Origin of the sequence: Glycomyces xiaoerkulensis (assembly GCF_002798405.1) — a bacterium.
In the GTDB taxonomy this organism is placed as follows: Bacteria; Actinomycetota; Actinomycetes; order Mycobacteriales; family Micromonosporaceae; genus Glycomyces; species Glycomyces xiaoerkulensis.
In genome coordinates, this window is the sequence record NZ_PGGV01000014.1 from 50,335 (window position 1) to 68,107 (window position 17,773).

General features: G+C 71.1%; 17 protein-coding genes. 9 read left to right on the forward strand and 8 right to left on the reverse strand.

The window, feature by feature from the left end:
* Nucleotides 1–111 precede the first annotated feature (111 nt).
* Nucleotides 112–735: a LysE family translocator gene (locus CUT39_RS04350; RefSeq protein WP_100444748.1), complete on the forward strand. Its 624-nt coding sequence runs from the start codon at nt 112–114 to the stop codon at nt 733–735.
* A 16-nt stretch (nt 736–751) separates the two neighbouring features.
* Nucleotides 752–1,201 (forward strand): hotdog fold thioesterase, encoded by a 450-nt coding sequence (locus CUT39_RS04355; protein ID WP_100444835.1) that lies wholly within the window; start codon nt 752–754, stop codon nt 1,199–1,201.
* On the opposite strand, the gene CUT39_RS04360 is transcribed toward CUT39_RS04355, so the two are convergent.
* Nucleotides 1,198–1,899 carry an alpha/beta fold hydrolase gene (locus CUT39_RS04360; RefSeq protein WP_100444749.1) on the reverse strand — a complete coding sequence of 234 codons (702 nt, stop codon included), beginning with the start codon at nt 1,897–1,899 and terminating at the stop codon, nt 1,198–1,200. The genes CUT39_RS04355 and CUT39_RS04360 overlap by 4 nt on opposite strands.
* A 171-nt stretch (nt 1,900–2,070) precedes the next feature.
* Between CUT39_RS04360 and CUT39_RS04365 the strand changes: the two genes are divergently transcribed.
* The 4 genes from CUT39_RS04365 to CUT39_RS04380 all read left to right on the forward strand — a co-directional run bounded on the left by CUT39_RS04365 (nt 2,071) and on the right by CUT39_RS04380 (nt 6,886).
* Complete coding sequence (locus tag CUT39_RS04365; protein ID WP_100444750.1) at nt 2,071–2,304, forward strand: antitoxin; 234 nt, start codon at nt 2,071–2,073, stop codon at nt 2,302–2,304.
* Nucleotides 2,304–2,702: a TA system VapC family ribonuclease toxin gene (locus CUT39_RS04370; RefSeq protein WP_100444751.1), complete on the forward strand. Its 399-nt coding sequence runs from the start codon at nt 2,304–2,306 to the stop codon at nt 2,700–2,702. The genes CUT39_RS04365 and CUT39_RS04370 overlap by 1 nt, the downstream gene beginning before the upstream one ends.
* 177 nt (nt 2,703–2,879) lie before the next feature.
* Nucleotides 2,880–3,704 (forward strand): NmrA family NAD(P)-binding protein, encoded by an 825-nt coding sequence (locus CUT39_RS04375; protein ID WP_100444752.1) that lies wholly within the window; start codon nt 2,880–2,882, stop codon nt 3,702–3,704.
* Between the two features lie 230 nt (nt 3,705–3,934).
* Nucleotides 3,935–6,886, forward strand: coding sequence for an RICIN domain-containing protein (locus tag CUT39_RS04380; protein WP_100444753.1), 2,952 nt, complete (start codon nt 3,935–3,937; stop codon nt 6,884–6,886).
* An 84-nt stretch (nt 6,887–6,970) separates the two neighbouring features.
* On the opposite strand, the gene CUT39_RS04385 is transcribed toward CUT39_RS04380, so the two are convergent.
* The gene (locus tag CUT39_RS04385; RefSeq protein WP_100444754.1) at nt 6,971–7,540 is read right to left on the reverse strand and encodes a TetR/AcrR family transcriptional regulator; all 570 of its coding nucleotides are present in this window, start codon (nt 7,538–7,540) and stop codon (nt 6,971–6,973) included.
* Nucleotides 7,541–7,656: 116 nt separating this feature from the next.
* On the opposite strand from CUT39_RS04385, the gene CUT39_RS04390 reads away from it, so the two are divergent.
* Nucleotides 7,657–8,583, forward strand: coding sequence for an oxidoreductase (locus CUT39_RS04390; RefSeq protein WP_100444755.1), 927 nt, complete (start codon nt 7,657–7,659; stop codon nt 8,581–8,583).
* A 6-nt stretch (nt 8,584–8,589) separates the two neighbouring features.
* Here the strand turns inward: CUT39_RS04390 and CUT39_RS04395 are convergent, their stop codons facing one another.
* Both CUT39_RS04395 and CUT39_RS04400 read right to left on the reverse strand, forming a co-directional pair.
* A complete protein-coding gene (locus CUT39_RS04395) occupies nt 8,590–9,549 on the reverse strand; it encodes an NADP-dependent oxidoreductase (RefSeq protein WP_198586875.1) in 960 nt (319 codons plus the stop codon).
* Nucleotides 9,550–9,644: 95 nt separating this feature from the next.
* The gene (locus CUT39_RS04400; RefSeq protein ID WP_100444756.1) at nt 9,645–12,194 is read right to left on the reverse strand and encodes a GNAT family N-acetyltransferase; all 2,550 of its coding nucleotides are present in this window, start codon (nt 12,192–12,194) and stop codon (nt 9,645–9,647) included.
* A 99-nt stretch (nt 12,195–12,293) separates the two neighbouring features.
* Here CUT39_RS04400 and CUT39_RS04405 point away from each other — a divergent pair, with 99 nt between their 5' ends.
* On the forward strand, nt 12,294–13,013 hold the full coding sequence (locus tag CUT39_RS04405) for a siderophore-interacting protein (RefSeq protein WP_100444757.1): 720 nt from the start codon (nt 12,294–12,296) through the stop codon (nt 13,011–13,013).
* Here the strand turns inward: CUT39_RS04405 and CUT39_RS04410 are convergent.
* On the reverse strand, nt 13,010–13,957 hold the full coding sequence (locus tag CUT39_RS04410) for a TIGR01777 family oxidoreductase (RefSeq protein WP_100444758.1): 948 nt from the start codon (nt 13,955–13,957) through the stop codon (nt 13,010–13,012). The genes CUT39_RS04405 and CUT39_RS04410 overlap by 4 nt on opposite strands.
* 201 nt (nt 13,958–14,158) lie before the next feature.
* On the opposite strand from CUT39_RS04410, the gene CUT39_RS04415 reads away from it, so the two are divergent.
* On the forward strand, nt 14,159–14,788 hold the full coding sequence (locus CUT39_RS04415) for a cellulose binding domain-containing protein (RefSeq protein ID WP_100444759.1): 630 nt from the start codon (nt 14,159–14,161) through the stop codon (nt 14,786–14,788).
* A gap of 18 nt (nt 14,789–14,806) precedes the next feature.
* Here CUT39_RS04415 and CUT39_RS04420 read toward each other — a convergent pair whose 3' ends face one another.
* The 3 genes from CUT39_RS04420 to CUT39_RS04430 form a co-directional block, all read right to left on the reverse strand.
* Entirely contained in the window at nt 14,807–15,313 is a 507-nt protein-coding gene (locus tag CUT39_RS04420) for a helix-hairpin-helix domain-containing protein (protein WP_100444760.1), read from the reverse strand.
* Nucleotides 15,314–15,411: 98 nt separating this feature from the next.
* Nucleotides 15,412–16,434: a glycoside hydrolase family 11 protein gene (locus CUT39_RS04425; RefSeq protein ID WP_100444761.1), complete on the reverse strand. Its 1,023-nt coding sequence runs from the start codon at nt 16,432–16,434 to the stop codon at nt 15,412–15,414.
* 426 nt (nt 16,435–16,860) lie between these two features.
* Nucleotides 16,861–17,706: a hypothetical protein gene (locus tag CUT39_RS04430; RefSeq protein ID WP_100444762.1), complete on the reverse strand. Its 846-nt coding sequence runs from the start codon at nt 17,704–17,706 to the stop codon at nt 16,861–16,863.
* Nucleotides 17,707–17,773 lie beyond the last annotated feature (67 nt).

Sequence of the window (17,773 nt, forward strand, 5' to 3'; positions counted from 1 at the left end):
GCTCTCCTCGGGGCAGGGGCCGGGTCGGTGACCTCCAGCGTACCGAGCACGGCGGTGCCGGTGGGTCCCGCGCAAGTTGACGGCGGTCGGGGCCGATGGTTGGATGCGAGCATGCCAAGTGTCGGACAACTGCTGGCGTTCTCGGCCGCCTCGGTCGTCATCATCGTGATCCCCGGCCCCAGCGTCATGTTCATCGTCGGCCGGGCCCTGGCCTATGGGCGGAAGACGGCCCTGGCCACGGTCGCCGGCAACAACCTCGGCGAGTTCGCGGCGGCGGCGTTCGTCGCGGTCGGACTCGGCGCGGTCGTGCAGCAGTCCGCGCTGGTCTTCAACGTCGTGAAGTACGCCGGTGCCGCCTACCTGATCTACCTGGGCGTCAAGGCGATCCGGGACCGCGGGCGCCTGTTGGAGGATCCCGGGGCGGGGCGGTCCGATTCGAAGTCGGTCCTCGAGGGCTTCCTGGTGGGGATGCTGAACCCGAAGTCGGTCCTGTTCTTCCTGGCGATGCTCCCCCAGTTCGTGAACCCCGCCGGTGCCTCGCCGGTGGTGCAGATGCTGGTCTTGGGGCTGATCTACATGACCCTGGGGCTGGTCTGCGACTCGTTCACCGGCCTGCTGGCCTCGACCGTCCGCGCGTGGTTCGAGTCACCGAGAGCCACGCGGGTGCTCGGCGGTATCGGCGGGGCGTCCATGATCGGGCTCGGTGCGGCCGCCGCAGCCGGCGAGCGCGCCTGATCCCCGCACCGACGGAATGGAGCCTCCCGTGACCGAGTTCCCCGACGAAGTGACCGAAGCGTTCAAGCAGGTGGACATCGACCTGGAGGCGCTGTTCTCGGCGGGGGCCCTCGGCGCCCGCATGGGCATCGACGTGCGGTACGCCTCACCTGACCGGGTGGTGGCCACGATGCCGGTCGACGGCAACACGCAGCCGTACGGCCTGCTGCACGGCGGGGCCTCGGCGGTGCTGGCCGAGACGCTCGGTTCGATCGGTGCGATGCTGCACGGCGGGCCGGAGCAGATCGCCGTCGGTGTGGACCTCAACGTCACCCACCACCGCGCCGTCCGCTCCGGCTCGGTCACCGGCGAGGCCGCGCCCGTGCACCGCGGGCGCTCGACCGCCACCTACGAGATCGTCATCGAGGACGAGCAGGGCCGCCGGGTCTGCACCGGGCGGCTCACCTGCATGATCCGGCCGGCCTAACCGCGGCCGACGGCGTCCAGGAGCGCCTCGCCCAGTTCGGTGGGCTTGGTGAACTGCGGCCAGTGCCCGGTGGGCAGGTCGACGTAGTCGACCCGGCGCATCCGGGCGATCTCGGCTACGAACGGCGCGCCCTGGTCGATCCACTCCGCGATCAGCTTGCTGGGGAACTGGCAGCAGATGATGGTGCTCGGCACCTCCAGGCGCCGTTCGTCGGTCAGCTCGCCGCGTTCATAGGCCACGGCCTTGGGCGAGGGGATCGACCGCTCCCGGAAGTGCCGGCGCAGTTCGTCGTCGAGGTCGGTCAGGTCCTCGTCTTCGAAGAAGCCCCAGTCCGGCAGCGGGAGTTCCCCACCGTCGGCGGGGATGTCGTCGTTGATGACCGAGTCGGGCGGCATCGGCGCGGCGTCGACGTACACCACGCGCGCGACTCGGTCGGGCCTGGCGTCGGCGGCCTGCTGCGCGATGGCGCCGCCGGCGGAGTGGCCGACCAGGACGACCGGTTCGTCGGCCTCGTCGATGGCGGCGACGACGTAGTCGACGTGGTCGCGGAGCCCGATGCCGCTGCGGTCGGCGTCCTTGGATTCCATGCCGGGCGGCGTCAGTGCGCGGACTCGGTGGCCCGCCTGTTCCAGCGGCGGCGTGACCGCGCTCCACGAGGAACCGTCGAGCCAGAGGCCGGGGATCATGATGATGTCCATGTGCTCTGAGGCTAGAGGAGGCGTCCGACACTCGGGGCCGGTTCGATCAGGCGCGGCTCGAGTGCAGGGCCTTGGACCGGCCGCATCCATGGCGCACGCCGGCGGGTATCCATGCTCCGCCTACGACCAAGATGAACCTGCATCATGATGCATCAATGCTATAATGAGAGGATGCGAACCACCGTCGATATTCCACCGGAACTCCACCAGCAGGCTCTCGCTCTCGCCCGAGACACCGCGAGAACACTCAGCGACGTCGTGGCGGAACTCATGAGGAAGGGTCTGCGAGGGGACACGGCGCCGACCGCGGATGTCACCTTCAACGATCGGACCGGGTTCCCGCAGCTCTCGGTAGGACGCGTCGTCACCACAGAGGACGTCCGTAGCCTGGAAGACGAGGAATAGTGGTCCACCTGCTCGACGTCAATGTCCTGGTCGCATTGGCCGTTCCAGAACACGTCCACAGCACGGCCGCTGCCGAGTGGTTCGCCACCCACGAAAACGGGTTCGCCTTGTGCCCGATCACCGAAGGCGGTCTCGTGCGCTTTCTCATGAGAGAAGGGGCTTCGGCCGATACGGCCCGGCACGTCGTCAACGGCATCGCCGGCCTGCCCGGATACGAGTTCTGGCCGGACGACCTGTCCTACGGAACCATCTCGCTCTCCGGAGTCGTCGGTCATCGACAGGTCACCGACGCCTATCTGGCAGGACTGGCCAGGAAACGAAGCGGCATGGTGGCCACCTTCGATGCGGGTCTGGCGGGCCTGCACGGCGACGTGGCGGTGCTGGTCCCCAAGCGCTGAGCCGCCGCGCTCACCGGCCCGGCCGGACGACGCCGGGCGAGTGGACTTCGCCCGGCGCAGTCCCCGGTCGTAAGACCTGGGTCGGAAGCGGTCCGGGAACTCGGGCCGAGGGCGTCCCGCGCGGGCGTCCATAGGCTTGGCCCCACCACGAAGGCATGATTCAGGGGAGGGACGTCGATGTCCATTCTGGTTACGGGCGCCACCGGCAACGTCGGCCGCCACCTGGTGCGCCGGTTGACCGAGGCCGGTCGTCCGGTGCGGGCGCTGACCCGGAACCCGCGGGCGGCGCGGTTCGGGCCGGGGGTCGAGATCGTCGGAGGCGACCTGACCGACCTGGCAAGCATGGAGGCGGCGTTCGAGGGCGCCACCGCGGTCCACCTGCTCGATGCCCAGGGCCCGTCGTACGAGCCGGTGCCGAACGCCCCCGAGCTGGTCGAACTGGCGAGGAAGGCCGGGGTCCGGCGCGCGACGGTGGTGTGGAACGGGTACCGCGGCCCTGTCGAGGAAGCGGTCGCCGCGAGCGATCTGGAGGGGACTCTGCTGGAGCCGGGCGACTTCATGTCGAACACGCTGGAATGGGCCGAGGAGGTCCGCGCCGAGGGCGTGGTTCGCGAACCGTTCGGCGACGTCCCGCATCACCTCGTCCACGAGGCCGACATCGCGGCGGTGGCCGCGGCGGCGCTCACCGGCGAGGGACACGCGCGCCGGTCCTATGTGCTCACCGGGCCGGAGGCGGTGACCCCGGCCGAGAAGGTCGCGATCCTGTCGCGCGCGCTCGGCCGGGAGCTGCGATTCGAGGAACTGAGCGAGTCTCAGGCGCGGGAGCGCATGCGAGCCATGGGCATCGAGGACGAGACGATCGACTTCGTTCTGCAATGGGGGCGCGACCCGTCCCAGGATGCGAGTTTGGCCGCCGAGTCGGCCGACATCCGCGCTATCACCGGCCGACCGGCGAGGACGTTCGCCGACTGGGCGGCCGAGCACGCCGACGACTTCCGTTGAGCGCCGGACCGGGTGGGGAACGCGTCTCTACCCGGTCTTCGGGCCCGGGGGCGGGCCCAACGCCCTTGGATCACTTCGACGGATGGAGGCCGGGGCTCGTGGACGGCTTCGGGGGATGGAGGCCGGTGCCCGTGGGCTTTCTCGGTCGGTTAAACAAAGGGTGTTCACAAACGTTGGATTCTGTGGAAAGATCCATAGCGTTCGACCAAAATCCCCTGAAGGAGACAACGATGTCATCCCCGAAACCGAAAAGAAAGCGCGTGCTGGCGCTGTCCGGCACCGCGGGGATCGCGACAGCGATCGTCGCCGCCGCGCTGCCGGTGCTGACCGGATCGTCGGCGGCCTCCGCCCAGGAGGCCTCGCCGCTCCCGGTCACGGTGACCCCCGACCCCTCCTATCAGCACCCCGAGTTCGAGGGATGGGGCGCCAGCATCGTCTGGTCCGGCAACGCCACCGGCGGCTACCCCGACCAGATCCGCGAGCAACTGGCGGACATGGTGTTCGGCGACCAGGGCCTCAACCTCAACATCGCCCGCTTCAACATCGGCGGCGGCAACGCGCCCGACATCAGCTCCGACTACATGAAGGACGGGGCGGACATGCCCGGCTACTGGGCCGCCCCCGAAGGCATCACCCACGAGGACAAGGACTGGTGGGACCCGGACGACCCCGACCACTGGAACTGGGACGCCGACGCGAACCAGCGCTGGTGGATCGACCGGATCAAGGACGAGGTGACCCACTGGGAGGCCTTCTCCAACTCCCCGCCGTACTTCCAGACCGTGTCCGGTTACGTCTCCGGCGGCTTCGACTCGGCGCAGGACCAGATCCGCACCGACACGCTCGACGAGTTCGCGATCTACCTGACCGAGGTCATGGACCACCTGGAGCAGACCCACGGCATCGAGTTCGACACGGTCGACCCGCTCAACGAGCCGAACACCGACTACTGGGGCACCACCCTGGGCCCCGACGGCGTGCAGCCCACCGGCGGCCGGCAGGAGGGCGCCCACGCCGGGCCGGCCCTCCAGCAGCAGGTCATCCAGGCGCTGGCCGAACGGCTCCCCCAGGCCGACACCGACGCGGTGATCGCGGCGATGGACGAGACCAACCCCGGGACCTTCACCTCCAACTGGAACGCCTACGGCGACCAGGCCCGCGCGGCCGTCGACCAGATGAACGTCCACACCTACGGCACCGGCGGGCGCACCAGCGTGCGCGACCTGGCCAAGGGCGAGGACAAGACCCTGTGGATGAGCGAGGTCGAGGGCAGCTTCCACTCCCCGACCGACTACGAGACCATGGAGACCGGGCTCGGCATCGCCGACCGCATCACCGACGACCTGCGGGAGCTGGAACCGTCGGCGTGGGTGTTCTGGCAGCCGATCGAGGACGCGGCCCCGCAGCAGGAGGGCGGCGGCAACTGGGGCAGCATCCACGTGCCGTTCGACTGCACCGCCGAGGACACCCTCGAGACCTGCCCGATCCGGACCAACACCAAGTACGACACGATCCGCAACTTCACCCACTACATCGAGCCGGGCGACCGCATGATCGGCGTCGACGACGACTCGACGGTCGCGGCGCTCAAGTCCTCCGGCGAGGCGGCCTCGGTCGTCCACACCAACAACGGCGAGGACCCGCGCGAGATCACGCTCGACCTGTCGAAGTTCGGGACCGTCGCCGCGGACGCCACCGTCACCCCGGTCGTGACCGGGACCGACGGCGCCCTGGTCGAAGGCGAGCCGGTCCAGGTCGCCGACTCCTCGGCGACGCTGACCGTCCCCGGCAAATCGGTCACCACGCTCCTGGTCGACGGCGTCTCCGGGGTCGCCCCGGACGCGGCGCTGGTCCAGGACGGCCACGTCTACCGGCTGACCGGCGTCCAGAGCGGGCACTCGATGGCCCCCGGCGAGGACGGCGGCGTGGTCATCCGCACCGAGGATCCGGCCGCGGTCGACCAGATGTGGTCGATCGGCAAGCTCACCGGCGGCGACACCAACCGCGAGCGGTACGAGGTGGTCAACGCCGCCACCGGCGGCCGGCTGGCGGTAGCCGAGGACGACGCCCTGGTCCTCGAGGACGCCTCCGGCGACCCCGGGGCACGCGCGCAGTGGACGATGTCGTCCACCGGCGACGGCGACTGGACGTTCGTCAACGCCGCCACCGGACGCCTGCCGGACGTGTGGGGACACTCCACCGAGGACGGCGCGACGGTCGGCACCTACACGCCGACCTCGGGCGACAACCAGCTCTGGGCGGTGACCGACGAGACCGTTCAGGACATCCAGGACGTGCACGCCTACACCGTGCCGGACCTCAAGCCCGAGCTGCCCGACACCGTCACCCCGGTCTACCGGGACGGCCCGCGCGGCGAGCTGGCGGTGACCTGGGACTACCCGGAGAAGGGCGAGTGGAAGAAGCCCCAGGTCATCAAGATCCGCGGCAAGGCCTACGACGCGCTCGGGAACAAGCACCGGCCGACCGCGATCGTCGCCGTCGACACCTTCGGCGCCACCGAGACCGCCGAGGCCAGGACCTACGAAGGCGGCGTGCCGGACCTGCCGGAGACCGTCGTGGCCCTCGGCGACAACGGCAGTCGCGTCGAGGTTCCGGCCACCTGGGACGCGCCGCCCGAGGGCGCGTTCGACGAGACCGGCACCGTCGCCCTGGGCGGCACCGCCGAACTGGTCGACGGCTCCACACTGGAGGCGACCGTCGAGGTCGAGGTGACCGAGCCGGTCGAGGTCAACGCCGCGCTCGACGACGGCGTGACGACCTCGGCGACCTTCACCGAGCCCGGCTACTCCACCGAAGGGCTGCGCAACGGGACCGAGAACGACAAGGCCTGGTCGAACTGGGTGTCCGGCGACAAGCGCACCGAGGACGCGATCACGTTCACCCTCCCGGCCGAGCGCGACGTGACCCGGGTGGTCAGCCACTTCTACAGCGACGGCGGACGCGCCAGCTACGCCGACACGCTCCAGGTCCAGTACCTGGCCGCCGACGGCTCCTGGGTGGACGCCGGTGACCCGGTCGCGGTCGGCACCGACCCGTCGCCGGTCATCGACGTCGCCGTCGACGCGCCGACCACCGCGATCCGGGTGGCGATGACCGTCGGCGACGTCGGCTGGATCACGATGAGCGAGATCGAGGTCTACGCCAAGGCCCCGGCTCCGTAGTCCCAGACCACTTCCGGATCGGTTCGGGGCCCGCCGCTCCACAAGAGCGGCGGGCCCTTGCCGTCGCCGTACGGGCTCGCGTCCTCAGGGCCGGCCGGCGCTGAAGCCGTCGAGCATCAGTTCGCACCAGCGGGCGCGGACGGCCGGAGCCGCGTCGACCGGGACGGTCTTGAAGAACAGGAGGAGGTCTTCCACGGTCAGGTCGGCTCGGAGGCCGCCGTCGGCCTTCGCGGCGGCGATGATGCGGGCGAGCACGTCGATGCCGCGCTGCAGCTCTGATCCGTGGTGCAGGGCGTCGTCGGCGCCCATCGACCGGGCGGCGGCCTTGACCGCCTGATTGTGGGCGGCGCCGTCCATGATCCGGTACGCGAGCGACCGCAGCGCGTCGGTGGCGCGCTCACCTGCGGCGATGCGGGCCTCCGCGGCTTCGGCCTCGTCGGCCATGTGCGTGAAGTGCGACTCGATGACGGCCCCGACCAGGGCGCGCTTGGTCGGGTAGTGGCGGTAGAGGGTGCCCACGGCCACGCCCGCCGCCGCCGCGATCGACTCCATCGGGACGTCGGGACCGTGCTCGACTATCAGGTCGTTGGCGGCCTCGAGGATCTTGGCGCGGTTGCGGGCGGCGTCGGCGCGCAGCGTCCGGGCTCGGGGCATGGGGTCTCCTTCCACCTCACCGTAGAGCTTAGCCGGGCGCACCCTTGCGATAAGGTGAATCATGATTCATGATTATATTGAATCCATATTCATTTTACGAGAGGCAAGGAGTCGACATGAGCACCCAGTGGACCGCCGCCGACATCCCCGACCAGAGCGGGCGAGTCGTCATCGTCACCGGGGCCAACAGCGGGCTCGGACTCGTCAGCGCCCGGGAACTCGCCTCCAAGGGCGCACGCGTGGTCATGGCCGTGCGCGACGAGGCCAAAGGGCGGGCGGCCGCGGAGGCGATCGGTGCTTCCGCGCCCGGCGCCGACCTCGAAGTCCGCCGACTCGACCTGGCCGACCTCGACTCGGTACGGGCCTTCGCCGACCGGATCCTGGCCGACGGCCTCGACCCCGACGTCCTGATCAACAACGCCGGCGTCATGGGCCCGCCCCGCACCCTGAGCGCCCAGGGCCACGAACTCCAGTTCGCCGCCAACCACCTCGGCCACTTCGCGCTCACCGGCCTCCTGCTCGAAGCCCTCGAAGGGGGCCGGGAACCGCGCGTGGTCACCGTCAGCTCCAATTACCACCACAGGGGACGGATCCATTTCGACGACCTGACCGGCGAGCACGGCTACGGCCCGCTGAAGTACTACGCGCAGTCGAAGTTCGCCAACATCGTGTTCGGCCTGGAACTCGACCGCCGGCTCCGGCGGGCCGAAAGTCCGGTGCGCAGCCTCATGGCCCACCCCGGCGTCGCCTCGACCTCGCTCACCAAGAGCTTTCCGCTCCTGCTCAAACCGATCGCGAAGTTCGTGGTGAGTACCCGCGCGCAGTCGGCCGATCTCGGGGCCCTGCCGCAGTTGCACGCGGCCACCGCCCCGGAGGCGCGGAGCGGCGAGTACTTCGGCCCCGACGGCAAGCAGGAGATCAACGGCTACCCGATGCTCGTCCCGACCAAGTCCGAGGCGAACGACCCCGAACTGGCCGCGAGGCTGTGGTCGGTCTCGGAGGAGCTCACCGGCGTCTCGTATCACCTGCCGGCCGCCGCCTGAACGATCTCACCACCGGTCCTGCACGGTCAGCACGGTCTTGCCGCGGGCCTTGCCGAGGCGCAGCCGCTCCAGCGCGTCCCAGGCCTCGGCCAGCCCCGCCCGGTGGTCGATGTGGACCTTCAGTTCCTCGCGGCGCACCGCCTCGGCCAGGAGATCGAGGGTCTCGGGGGTGGCCGCTCCGTAGAGGTTGAGGCCGCGCAGGCCACGGGCCGCCATCGCTTCGGGGTCGACGGCGGTGTTCGAGCTGACGACGGTCCCGCCGGGCCGCAGCACGTCCGCGATCTCGCCGGTCTCACCGGTACCACCGGAGAACAGGTCCAGCACGGCGTCGATCCCGTCGGGGTGGGCCGCGCGCACCTGCCGGGAGACCGGGCCGGCGGTGAAGTCGTAGGTCTCGACCGCGCCGAGCTCGCGCAGGTAGTCGGCGGTGTCGGGCGGGGTCGTGGCCAGGACCCGCACGTCCTTGGCGTCGGCCAGTTGGATCGCCACCTGCCCGACGCCACCGGAGGCTCCGTTGATGAGCAGTGTGTCTCCTGACCCGACCCCGGTGCCCGCCACGAAGTCGTGGGCGCCCGCGCAGGCGGTCGGGATGGCCGCGGCCAGGTCGTAGGGCAGCTCCTCGGGCAGGAGCGCGAGCTTGCCTTCGGCCGGCGCGACCGCGTACTCGGCGTAGGAGCCGCGCCCGCGCTCGATGTCCATGAACTGGCCGAAGACCCGGTCGCCGGGCGCGAAGGCGGTGACCCCGGGGCCGGTGAGCTCGACGATCCCGGCGCCGTCGGCGCCGAGCACCATGGGGAACGCGTGCTCGACCTGGCCTTTCAGGATACCTTCGACCACCTTGGAGTCGAACGGGTTGACCCCGGCCGCGGCGAGGCGGACCAGGACCTCCCCCGGGCCGGGCTCGGGCACCGGCAGTTCGGCGAGCCGGGGTTCGGTGTTGAAGTCGGTGGCGATCACGGCGTACACGGCATGCTCCTTCGACTCGGGCGTCAGACGCGGTGCGATTGTCTCGTGGTTTCAGGGTGCCGGTGCCCGAATCGGCGGTTCGAACCGGCCGGGGATCAGCCGCGCTCCCAGGCCTCGCGTTCGAGGAACGCCAACTGGGCCCGCTTGTCGGGCAGGTCGATCTCGGGCCCGAGCGTGAAGCCGGAGCGGAGCATGCGGGCGCGGGCCTGGGCGTTGCGGGCGTCGGGCTCGACGACGACGCGCCGCCGGGACGGGTCCTTGAATGCGAAGCCGAGCAGGGCCGACATCAGCGCCGCCGTGAAGCCGGCCTGGGACCGGTCGCGGTCGGGGCGGGCGACCAGCAGGTGGACGCCGATGTCGCCGGGCCGGGCGTCGTAGCACTCCCCCACCGGGTCGGCGTCGGGCTCGTAGGTCTGGAAGAGGGCGACCGGGACCCGGTCCCGCAGGACCAGGTAGGCGTGGTGGGTGGGCAGTGAGTCGAGGAACTCGTAGATCTGCCTGACCCGCTCGCGGTCGTACCCGGTCATCCCCCAGAAGCGGGCGCGCTCCTCGGTGACCCAGCCGTGGACGAGGTCGAGGTCGGCCCCGGGGTCGACCGGGACGAGCCGGACGCGGCCGAAGCGCTCGAGGGCTCGGTCGTGGACGGCGGCGCGGTCGGCGGGGTCGACGGCTCGGCTCACGCGGTGCTCCTCGGTCAGTCGGTTCCAGTCGGTGACGACGGGGGCGAGCTCGCCGGCACGCCACAGCGGCAACTGGTCGCGGGCGTGCGGGTGGCCGTCCCCTTCGGCCGCTCCGAAGGGGACGATCCACCGGCTGGCACCGCGGTCGGCCAGGTCCCAGACCCAGCGGGCGGCCGGGCCGCGGACGCAACGGCCGTCGGGGGCGGTGCCGGTGGACAGGACGCAGTCGTGGTCGCCGGCGACGCCGGGCCACGGTCCGGGACCGGGCGAGCCGGGAGGGCGGGGGTCCCAGGGCGCCAGCAGGTGGACCTCGCCCCAGGGGGCGCCGGTCGCGGTGGCGGCGACCTCCTCGGCGGCGTCGCGGACGATCTCGTCCAGGTCAGATTGGGGCACCAGGAGCCGGAAGCCCTCGTGGCGCAGCAGGTGTTCGAGCGCGAATCCGATTCGGGCGCGGGCGTCGAACCAGGGCGCGAACACCTCGGGGTACCACTCGTGCCATTCGCTCATCGGCGCCAGCTTCGGATGCTCGGCCAGGGACCGCGCGACCGCGGCGCGGAGGGCGGCGTACTCGGCGGCTTCGACGCTGTGGGCCTCCATGCGGCGGTCCCAGTGGACGAGCCGGACGCGCATCCGCGCGGCGGCGGGGCTCAGGCGGCGCGGCTTCGACAGCTCCTCCAGCAGGGGCCCGGCCGATCCGAGGAGGGTGTCGGTGTGGATGCAGGCCATGGCCTCCGGGGTCCAGGCGTTCGACAGCTCCAGCAGCTCCCGGATGCGGTCGGCGCGGTGCGGCGGGGCGAACTCGACGCCGAGGGGTCCGGCCAGGCCGCGCTCGTTGGCCGCCACCGCGATCGTGTCCACATCGGCGCGCGGCATCGGGAGCCAGCCGTGCCAGGCGCTCGCGGGCGAGCGGGCCGGCTGCGGTCGCAGTCGGCCCGCCGGGTCGCGGTCGGGTACGCGGCCGGCGACCCGGTGCAGGGTGCCTCCGGAGTCGTCGGCGGCGAGGACGACGTTCACCGGGGCGACCCAGCGGTCGAGGGCGGCGTCCACATCGGCCACGGTGCGGGACCGCAGCAGGGCCGGGAGCGCGGCGAAACCGAGGTCGCCCAGGACCCGCGCCGGGTACCGCAGGCTCGTGCCGCGGCCGGCGCAGGCGGCGATCAGGGGGCCGCGCTCGGTCTCGGCGACGGTGACGGTCTCGGGTGCGGCTCCGGCGACTTCGATCGTCTCGGTGCGCTCGGTCACCGGCACCGAGCCCAGGTGCTCCTCGTAGAGGTCCTGGTGGTCGGCCATGGCGTTGGTGATGCCCCACGCCACCGAACCGGTATGTCCGAAGTGGGCAATTCCGGGTACGCCGGGGACGGCCAGGCCGACCACGTCGAACTCGTCGCAGGCCAGGTGGATCTGCTGGTAGATGCCGGGGAACTCGAGGACGCGGTGCGGGTCGCCGGCCAGGATCGGCGCGCCGGAGGCGGTCCGGTCGCCGGTCACGAGCCAGGCGTTGCTGCCCGGTGAGGCGGGGCCGTCGATCGCGAACAGCCGCGCGGCGTCCTCCCCGTAGGCGGCGACGGCGAGGTGGCGCCAGAGTTTGGCCGGGAAGCCGGCGCCGAACAGCAGGTGCTCGGCCAGCCAGATCGACAGCGGGACCCACGGTTCCCAGTGCTCGGGGCCGGCCTGGTCGACGCCGTCGACGTAGGCGGCGACCCAGGCCGCGGTATCGGGGTCGAGGGCCTCGAAGCAGCGCCGGGCGGTGTCGGCGATCAGGGCCTGCCGGGCGAACCGGTCCCAGGCCACCGCTTCGGTCCCGAGCAGCGCGGCCGAGGTGCCCTCGGCGCGGCGGCGGGCGATCTCGAGCTGGCGGGGCCGGTCGGCCGCGGCGTTCCAGCCCTGGGCGAAGGCCAGGCCGCGGGCGGTCGCGGCCCGCAGGTGCGGGACGCCCCAGTCGTCCCGGTGGCTTGCGAACTCCATCCCGCCTCGACTTTCGGTAATTAGGGTAGGTTAACCTAACCCGAGATTCTGTCATATGACTCGTCCGCTGCGGAAGCGGCCGGGAGGAGAGGAGGCCCGATGGGGCACGGCTGGGAGGGTGCGGTCCTGAAGCTCTTGCGCGCCAAGGACTTCGTATTCACGGTGACCGGCGCGGAGGAGGTCGCCGAACGCTACCGGCGCCTGCACTTCACCGACGGCGGCATGCTGGCGATGAGCGGCGTCCACCCGACGATGTGGGTGCGGCTGTGGTTCGACAACGCCGGCAAGCCGCACCAGCGCGCCTACACCCTGGTCGACCCCGATCCGGAGGCAGGCACCTTCAGTCTGGAGTTCGCGCTGCACGAGGGCGCGGCCAGCGACTGGTGCCGCACGGCGCAGCCCGGCGACACGATCGAGGGGACGCTCTACGGCACCGCCTGGACCGAACCCGATCCGCTGCCGGGCAGGATGTTCGTCGTCGGCGACGCCGCCGCGCTCCCGGCGATCAACTCGCTGCTGGAGGCGCTGCCGCAGGTGCCGGCCACGATCTGGTTCGAGACCGCCGACTCCTCGGAGGCCGAGCTGCCGTTCCGGACCGACCCCGACCGGCACGACCTGCGCCTGGTGCCCCGCGAGGGCCGCGGCGAGCGCCTGGTCGCCGAGGTCCGCGAGTCCCTGCCCGGACTGGTCGCCGAGCCGGAGCGCGCTTACGTGTGGATCACCGCCTACGGGTCGACCACGCGCGAACTGACGGCCTTCGCGCGCAAGGAACTGGGCGTCCCCAAGCAGCGGGTCCACTCGATGGCGTACTGGCGCTAGCTCTTGCGGCGCCGCAGCCGCTCGACCAGATCGGCGGCGGCGTTCGTCCAGTCGGGATAGGCGAACTCGAATCCCGCCTCGAGCAGCCGGGTCGGGACCACCCGGCGGCTCTTGAGCAGCAGCTCGGTGTCCGAGCGGATCGCGAACGCACCGATCTCGGCCATCCACCTGGTCGCCGGCAGCGCCACCGGCGTGCCCCAGGCCCGCCGCATCCGGCGCATGAACTCCCGCTGCGGCAGCGGGTTCGGGGCGGCCAGGTTCACCGGCCCGGCCAGTTCTTCGCGCTCGATGAGGAACTCGACGGCGCGGGCGAAGTCCTGGTCGTGGATCCACGACACGTACTGGGCGCCGCCACCGATCGGGCCGCCGAGGCCCAGCCGGACCATCCGGAGCATGATCTCGAAGGCGCCGCCGCGGTCGGGGCTCATCACCATCGCGGTGCGCATGGCGACCTTGCGGGTCCGCGGCGTGGCGGCCTCCCGCTGCGCCCGCTCCCACTGGCGGGCGATGCGGACGCTGAAGCGCCAGTAGTCGGGCACGCCGGGCTCGTCGCCGCCGACGAGTCCCGAATCCTCGTCGTTGGGCGCGTCGAAGCGGTGGGCGTAGATGGTGGCGGTGCTCATCTGGAGCCACAGGCGCGGCGGATCGGCGGCCGCGCCGATCGCCTCGCCGACCAAGCGGGCCGAGCGGACCCGGGAGGAGAGCATCTCGCGCAGGTTGGCGGTGGTGTAGCGGCAGTTGACGCTCCGACCGGCCAGGTTGATCACCACGTCGCTGCCGTCGATGGCCTCGGCCCACGGCCCCAGCGACTCGCCGTCCCAAGAGACCTCGTGGGAGGCCTGCGACTGCCTGGTCAACACCACGACGTCGTGCCCGGCGGCGGTCAGGGCGCGGTAGAGAATCGTCCCGACCTGCCCGGTGCCGCCGGGAATCACGATGCGCATCGAGGCCTCCTCCGTCAGATGGCAATCCTATCCGGAGTCGGGCGCACTGCCGGCGCGATGGGCGGATCGGCGCGCGTCCCGGCGGCCTGCCGGGCACCGTCCGCCCCCTAGTACGCTTCACCATTGACGCACCTCACTCGAACGGCACCGGACCATGCGTCACACCAACCCCCCGTTTTCTCCATTTCGGAAGAGGATGCGATGCGCGCCTGGAAGAACCGGCGGCTGCTTCGTGGACGCCTGCATGGGCGAGCGCTCAAGGCGCTCGGCGCGGTCGCGGCGACGGCCGCGGTGATCGCGGCCTGGCAGTTCGCGCTCCTGGTGGACGAGGACGAGTCCGCCTTCCCCGAGCTGGGCGGCCAAGACCCGTTGGCCGACGGGCCGGCGGGCGGCTCGCTCGGCGAGGTCGCGGAGGCGACGGCCGCGTCGAGCCCGACCGCCGCGGCCGAATCGGACGAACCGAGCCCGGACGCGGAGAGCGGGTCGCCGAGCCCGGCGGCCGACGGGGACGCGTCGTCGGAGCCGGAGCCGTCCGGACCCGAATGCGCCGCCTCGCTTGCGCTCGAGCGGGAGTGGGGCAACAACGTCTCGGTGGACGTCGAGGTCGCCAACTCCGGCGAGGAGCCCATCGACGGCTGGGAGGTCGTCCTCGACTTCGAGAACGTGGAGGTCAAGACCACCTGGGGCCTGACCCGCATCGAAGGCGACCGCTACGGCAACGGCTGGACCAACGGCGACCTCGACCCCGGCGAGACCACCGATCCCGGCTTCACCGGCCGCAGCAAGGGGGAACCCGACCTGCCCGAGACCGTCCCCTGTTCCCCCGCCTGAGGCTCCGGGCCGCGACCGTCAGCGATTCTCGAGGGCCTCCCGGAGGATGCGAACGGCCTTCGGCCCGACACCGTGCATCGCGCCCAGATCCGCGTCCGAGAGCTCGGCGACCTGGTCGAGCGTGGTGATGCCGGCGTTCGCCAGCGCGCGGGTGGCCGGTCGCCCGATCGCCTTCGGCAGGTCGCCGACGCCGCCGGCGTCGGCGCGGTCGGCCGCGGCCGCCCGCTCGGCGAGTTCGCCGGGCGCGCATGAGAGCCAGGCGCGGCGCACCCAGTAGTTGAGGGCCTGGCCGTTGATGTCCTTGATGGGCAGGCGGACGAAGTCGCCGTTCCGCCGGGCGGTCGGATGCTGGGAGACCATGTCCTCGGCCTCGGCGGCGGGCAGTCGCAGCCGCACGGCGCCGTCCGAGTCCAGCGAGGCGAACTCCTCGCCGCCTGCGGCGAACACGGGTGCCCCGCGGGCGCCGCCTTCGGTCGCCTCGGGGTGGGAGAGCGCGGTCTTGCGAAGCTGGGCCAAGGTAGTCATGGCCTCACTGTGCCACGCCGATCCGACAGCGGGCGCGTTTCGGCGCGGCGGCCATCGGCCGCCGCGCCTGTCGGGGGTATCGGGTCGTGGTTCGCGGACTAACTGCAGGAGACCGACGGCCACGTCCAGTTGCCGTTGTGCTGGATGGTGACGCCGAAGGTGTTGCCGCTGCCGTTGGGCGAGGCGACCATCCGCTGGGCGGTCGGCCAGTAGCGGTCGCAGCTCCAGGTGGCGATGATCTTGGCCGGTTCCGGGACGTCCATGATGACCTCCCAGTCGCTCTTGCCCGAGACGGTGCAGCTCAGGTTGTAGCGGTCGCTCCACTGCTGGCCGCCCGACAGCGTCGCGTAGCAGGAGCCCCCGCCGCCGCCGTCGTCGTTGCCGCCGCCGTCATCGTTGCCGCCGCCGTCGTCATTGCCGCCGCCGGAGCTGTCGACGGTGATGTCGGAGCTGCCACTGGACTGGTAGCCCTCGGTCGCCATGATCATGTAGTAGTCGAACGAGCCGAGGTTCAGTCCCACGTTCGCCCACGCGTCGAAGTGGGTGCCGGTGTTGATGGTGCCGCTGCTCCGGTGGTTCTGCCGGACGCTCCAGTACTGGTCGAAGGTCGCGGTGCCTTCCACCGACGGCTTGTTGTTCCGCGTGGACCGCAGGATGGTGTATTCGCTTCCGTCGTCGTAGACGGAGCCGAGCTGGTCGGCGCCACTGCTCGGGTTGTAGGGCCCGTGGGACTCGACGATGTAGTACTCCACCAGCGGGTTCGCGGTCCAGCCGTAGAGCGCCAGGTAGCCGTTGCTGCCGTGGTCGACCCAGCCGTCGTAGTTGATGGTCCGGCGGCCGCCGTTCGACCAGCCCTTGCCGCAGACGAAGTTGCCGGTGTTGCTCCACTGGGTGCTGTAGTTGCCTCCGGACCCCATGGTCATGGAGACCGAGCCCTCGGAGTCGGTCCAGAATGAGTAGTAGTAGCCGTCGTGGGTGCCCTCTTGGTTGCTGGTGATGGTCTGCTGGGCGTTGGCCGAGCCCGGCACCATCAGACCGCCGCCGATTGCCAGCGCGGCGCCTCCGCCGAGCAGGACGCTCCTACGACTGAACGGGAAATTGGGTTCGAGGTCCCTGGTCATGCTTCCTCCTTGTGAAGGCTGGCGGGCGCCAGCCGCATTGCTTGGCCCCGACGGGGCCGGCGGTGGCCAGGGTGAGGGGCACCGCACGTCGACGTCGTACAACGCGACGAGATCGGCCGGTCGACTGGCTATCGACGACCGGTGGGCTGCCGCGGGCCGTACGGACGGAATCGACAGCCGTCTATGTGCATTGGTCGCATCAGTATGAGTGAACCCGCGAGCGCTGTCAACAACTTCCGGAACATTTTCAGTAAATTATCGGCAGGGGATCATCCTGGTTCTCAGTATTACAGCAGGTGGATCGCGTCAACATGCCGAATAACATTGATGTTACTCGATATAAAGCGCTGCATGCGACCACGGTTCTAGCACAGATGTTCCGAAACTTCCGAAGCACTTCCGGTGCCTACGACCCGGGGCGGCCCGTCATGGCAGGGCCGCCAGCGCGGCACGGTAGCACTCGCGCAGCTCCAGGGCCCGTGCCTGCGGGTCCGACCCCCGGTTGAGCGCGGCCCACTCGCAGGTGCGCATGAGCACTTCGGCGCACCGCCGCAGCTCCATCGCGTCCAGCAGTTGCGCGGCGGCCATCCAGGTCCCGCCGAGCCGCTCGGACCAGTACCGCTCGCCGCTTCCGAGTTCGGCGATCCACAGATCGAGGGCCTCGCGGACCTCGGCGATCGCGAACTCCCGGTTCCCCTGCTCGAAGCCGACGCGGGCGACCCACACCATCGAGCGGGTCTCGTGGTCGGCCAGCTCGAGGTCGGAGGGATCGAGTGCTCGCAGCCCGCTCGCGCAGACGCGCAGCCGAGCGGCCCAGGGGAACACCTCGAGGCGGCCCATCGCGTCGATCGACCGCGGCAGGAGCGAGGCGGCCGGGCCCAGCATCGCGCGCTCGCAGTCCGGCAGTGGGTCCGGTACGTGGCCGCCGGCGATCTCCTCGGCGAGATCGGCGGTCTCGCTCGCGGTGGAGGCGAGGCTGCGGTGCATCGGCAGGCCGCGCTCGTCGAGCAGCATCGCCCCCTCGAAGGCCCGCTGCATGTAGTGGAAGGGACCGACGCGGCGCCCGAGCCGGTGGCCGATGAGCGAGAGGTTCCGCTGGGTCGTCGCCAGCGGATCGAGGAAGTCCTCGTCCTCGGCGGCGAGCGCCTCCGAGAGCGGAAGCAGCTCCTCCACCCCGATCCGGTAGGCGGTCTCGGGGTCGCCGTCGCCGTACGCGGCGAGGTAGTCGGCGCGGAGCCGATCGGCCCTGGCGCGGTCGTCGAACCGTCCCATGGGGATACCCCCTCTCACCCCACCAAGGTAACCAATTTCCTGGTCGAACTCGGTACACGAACGCCGG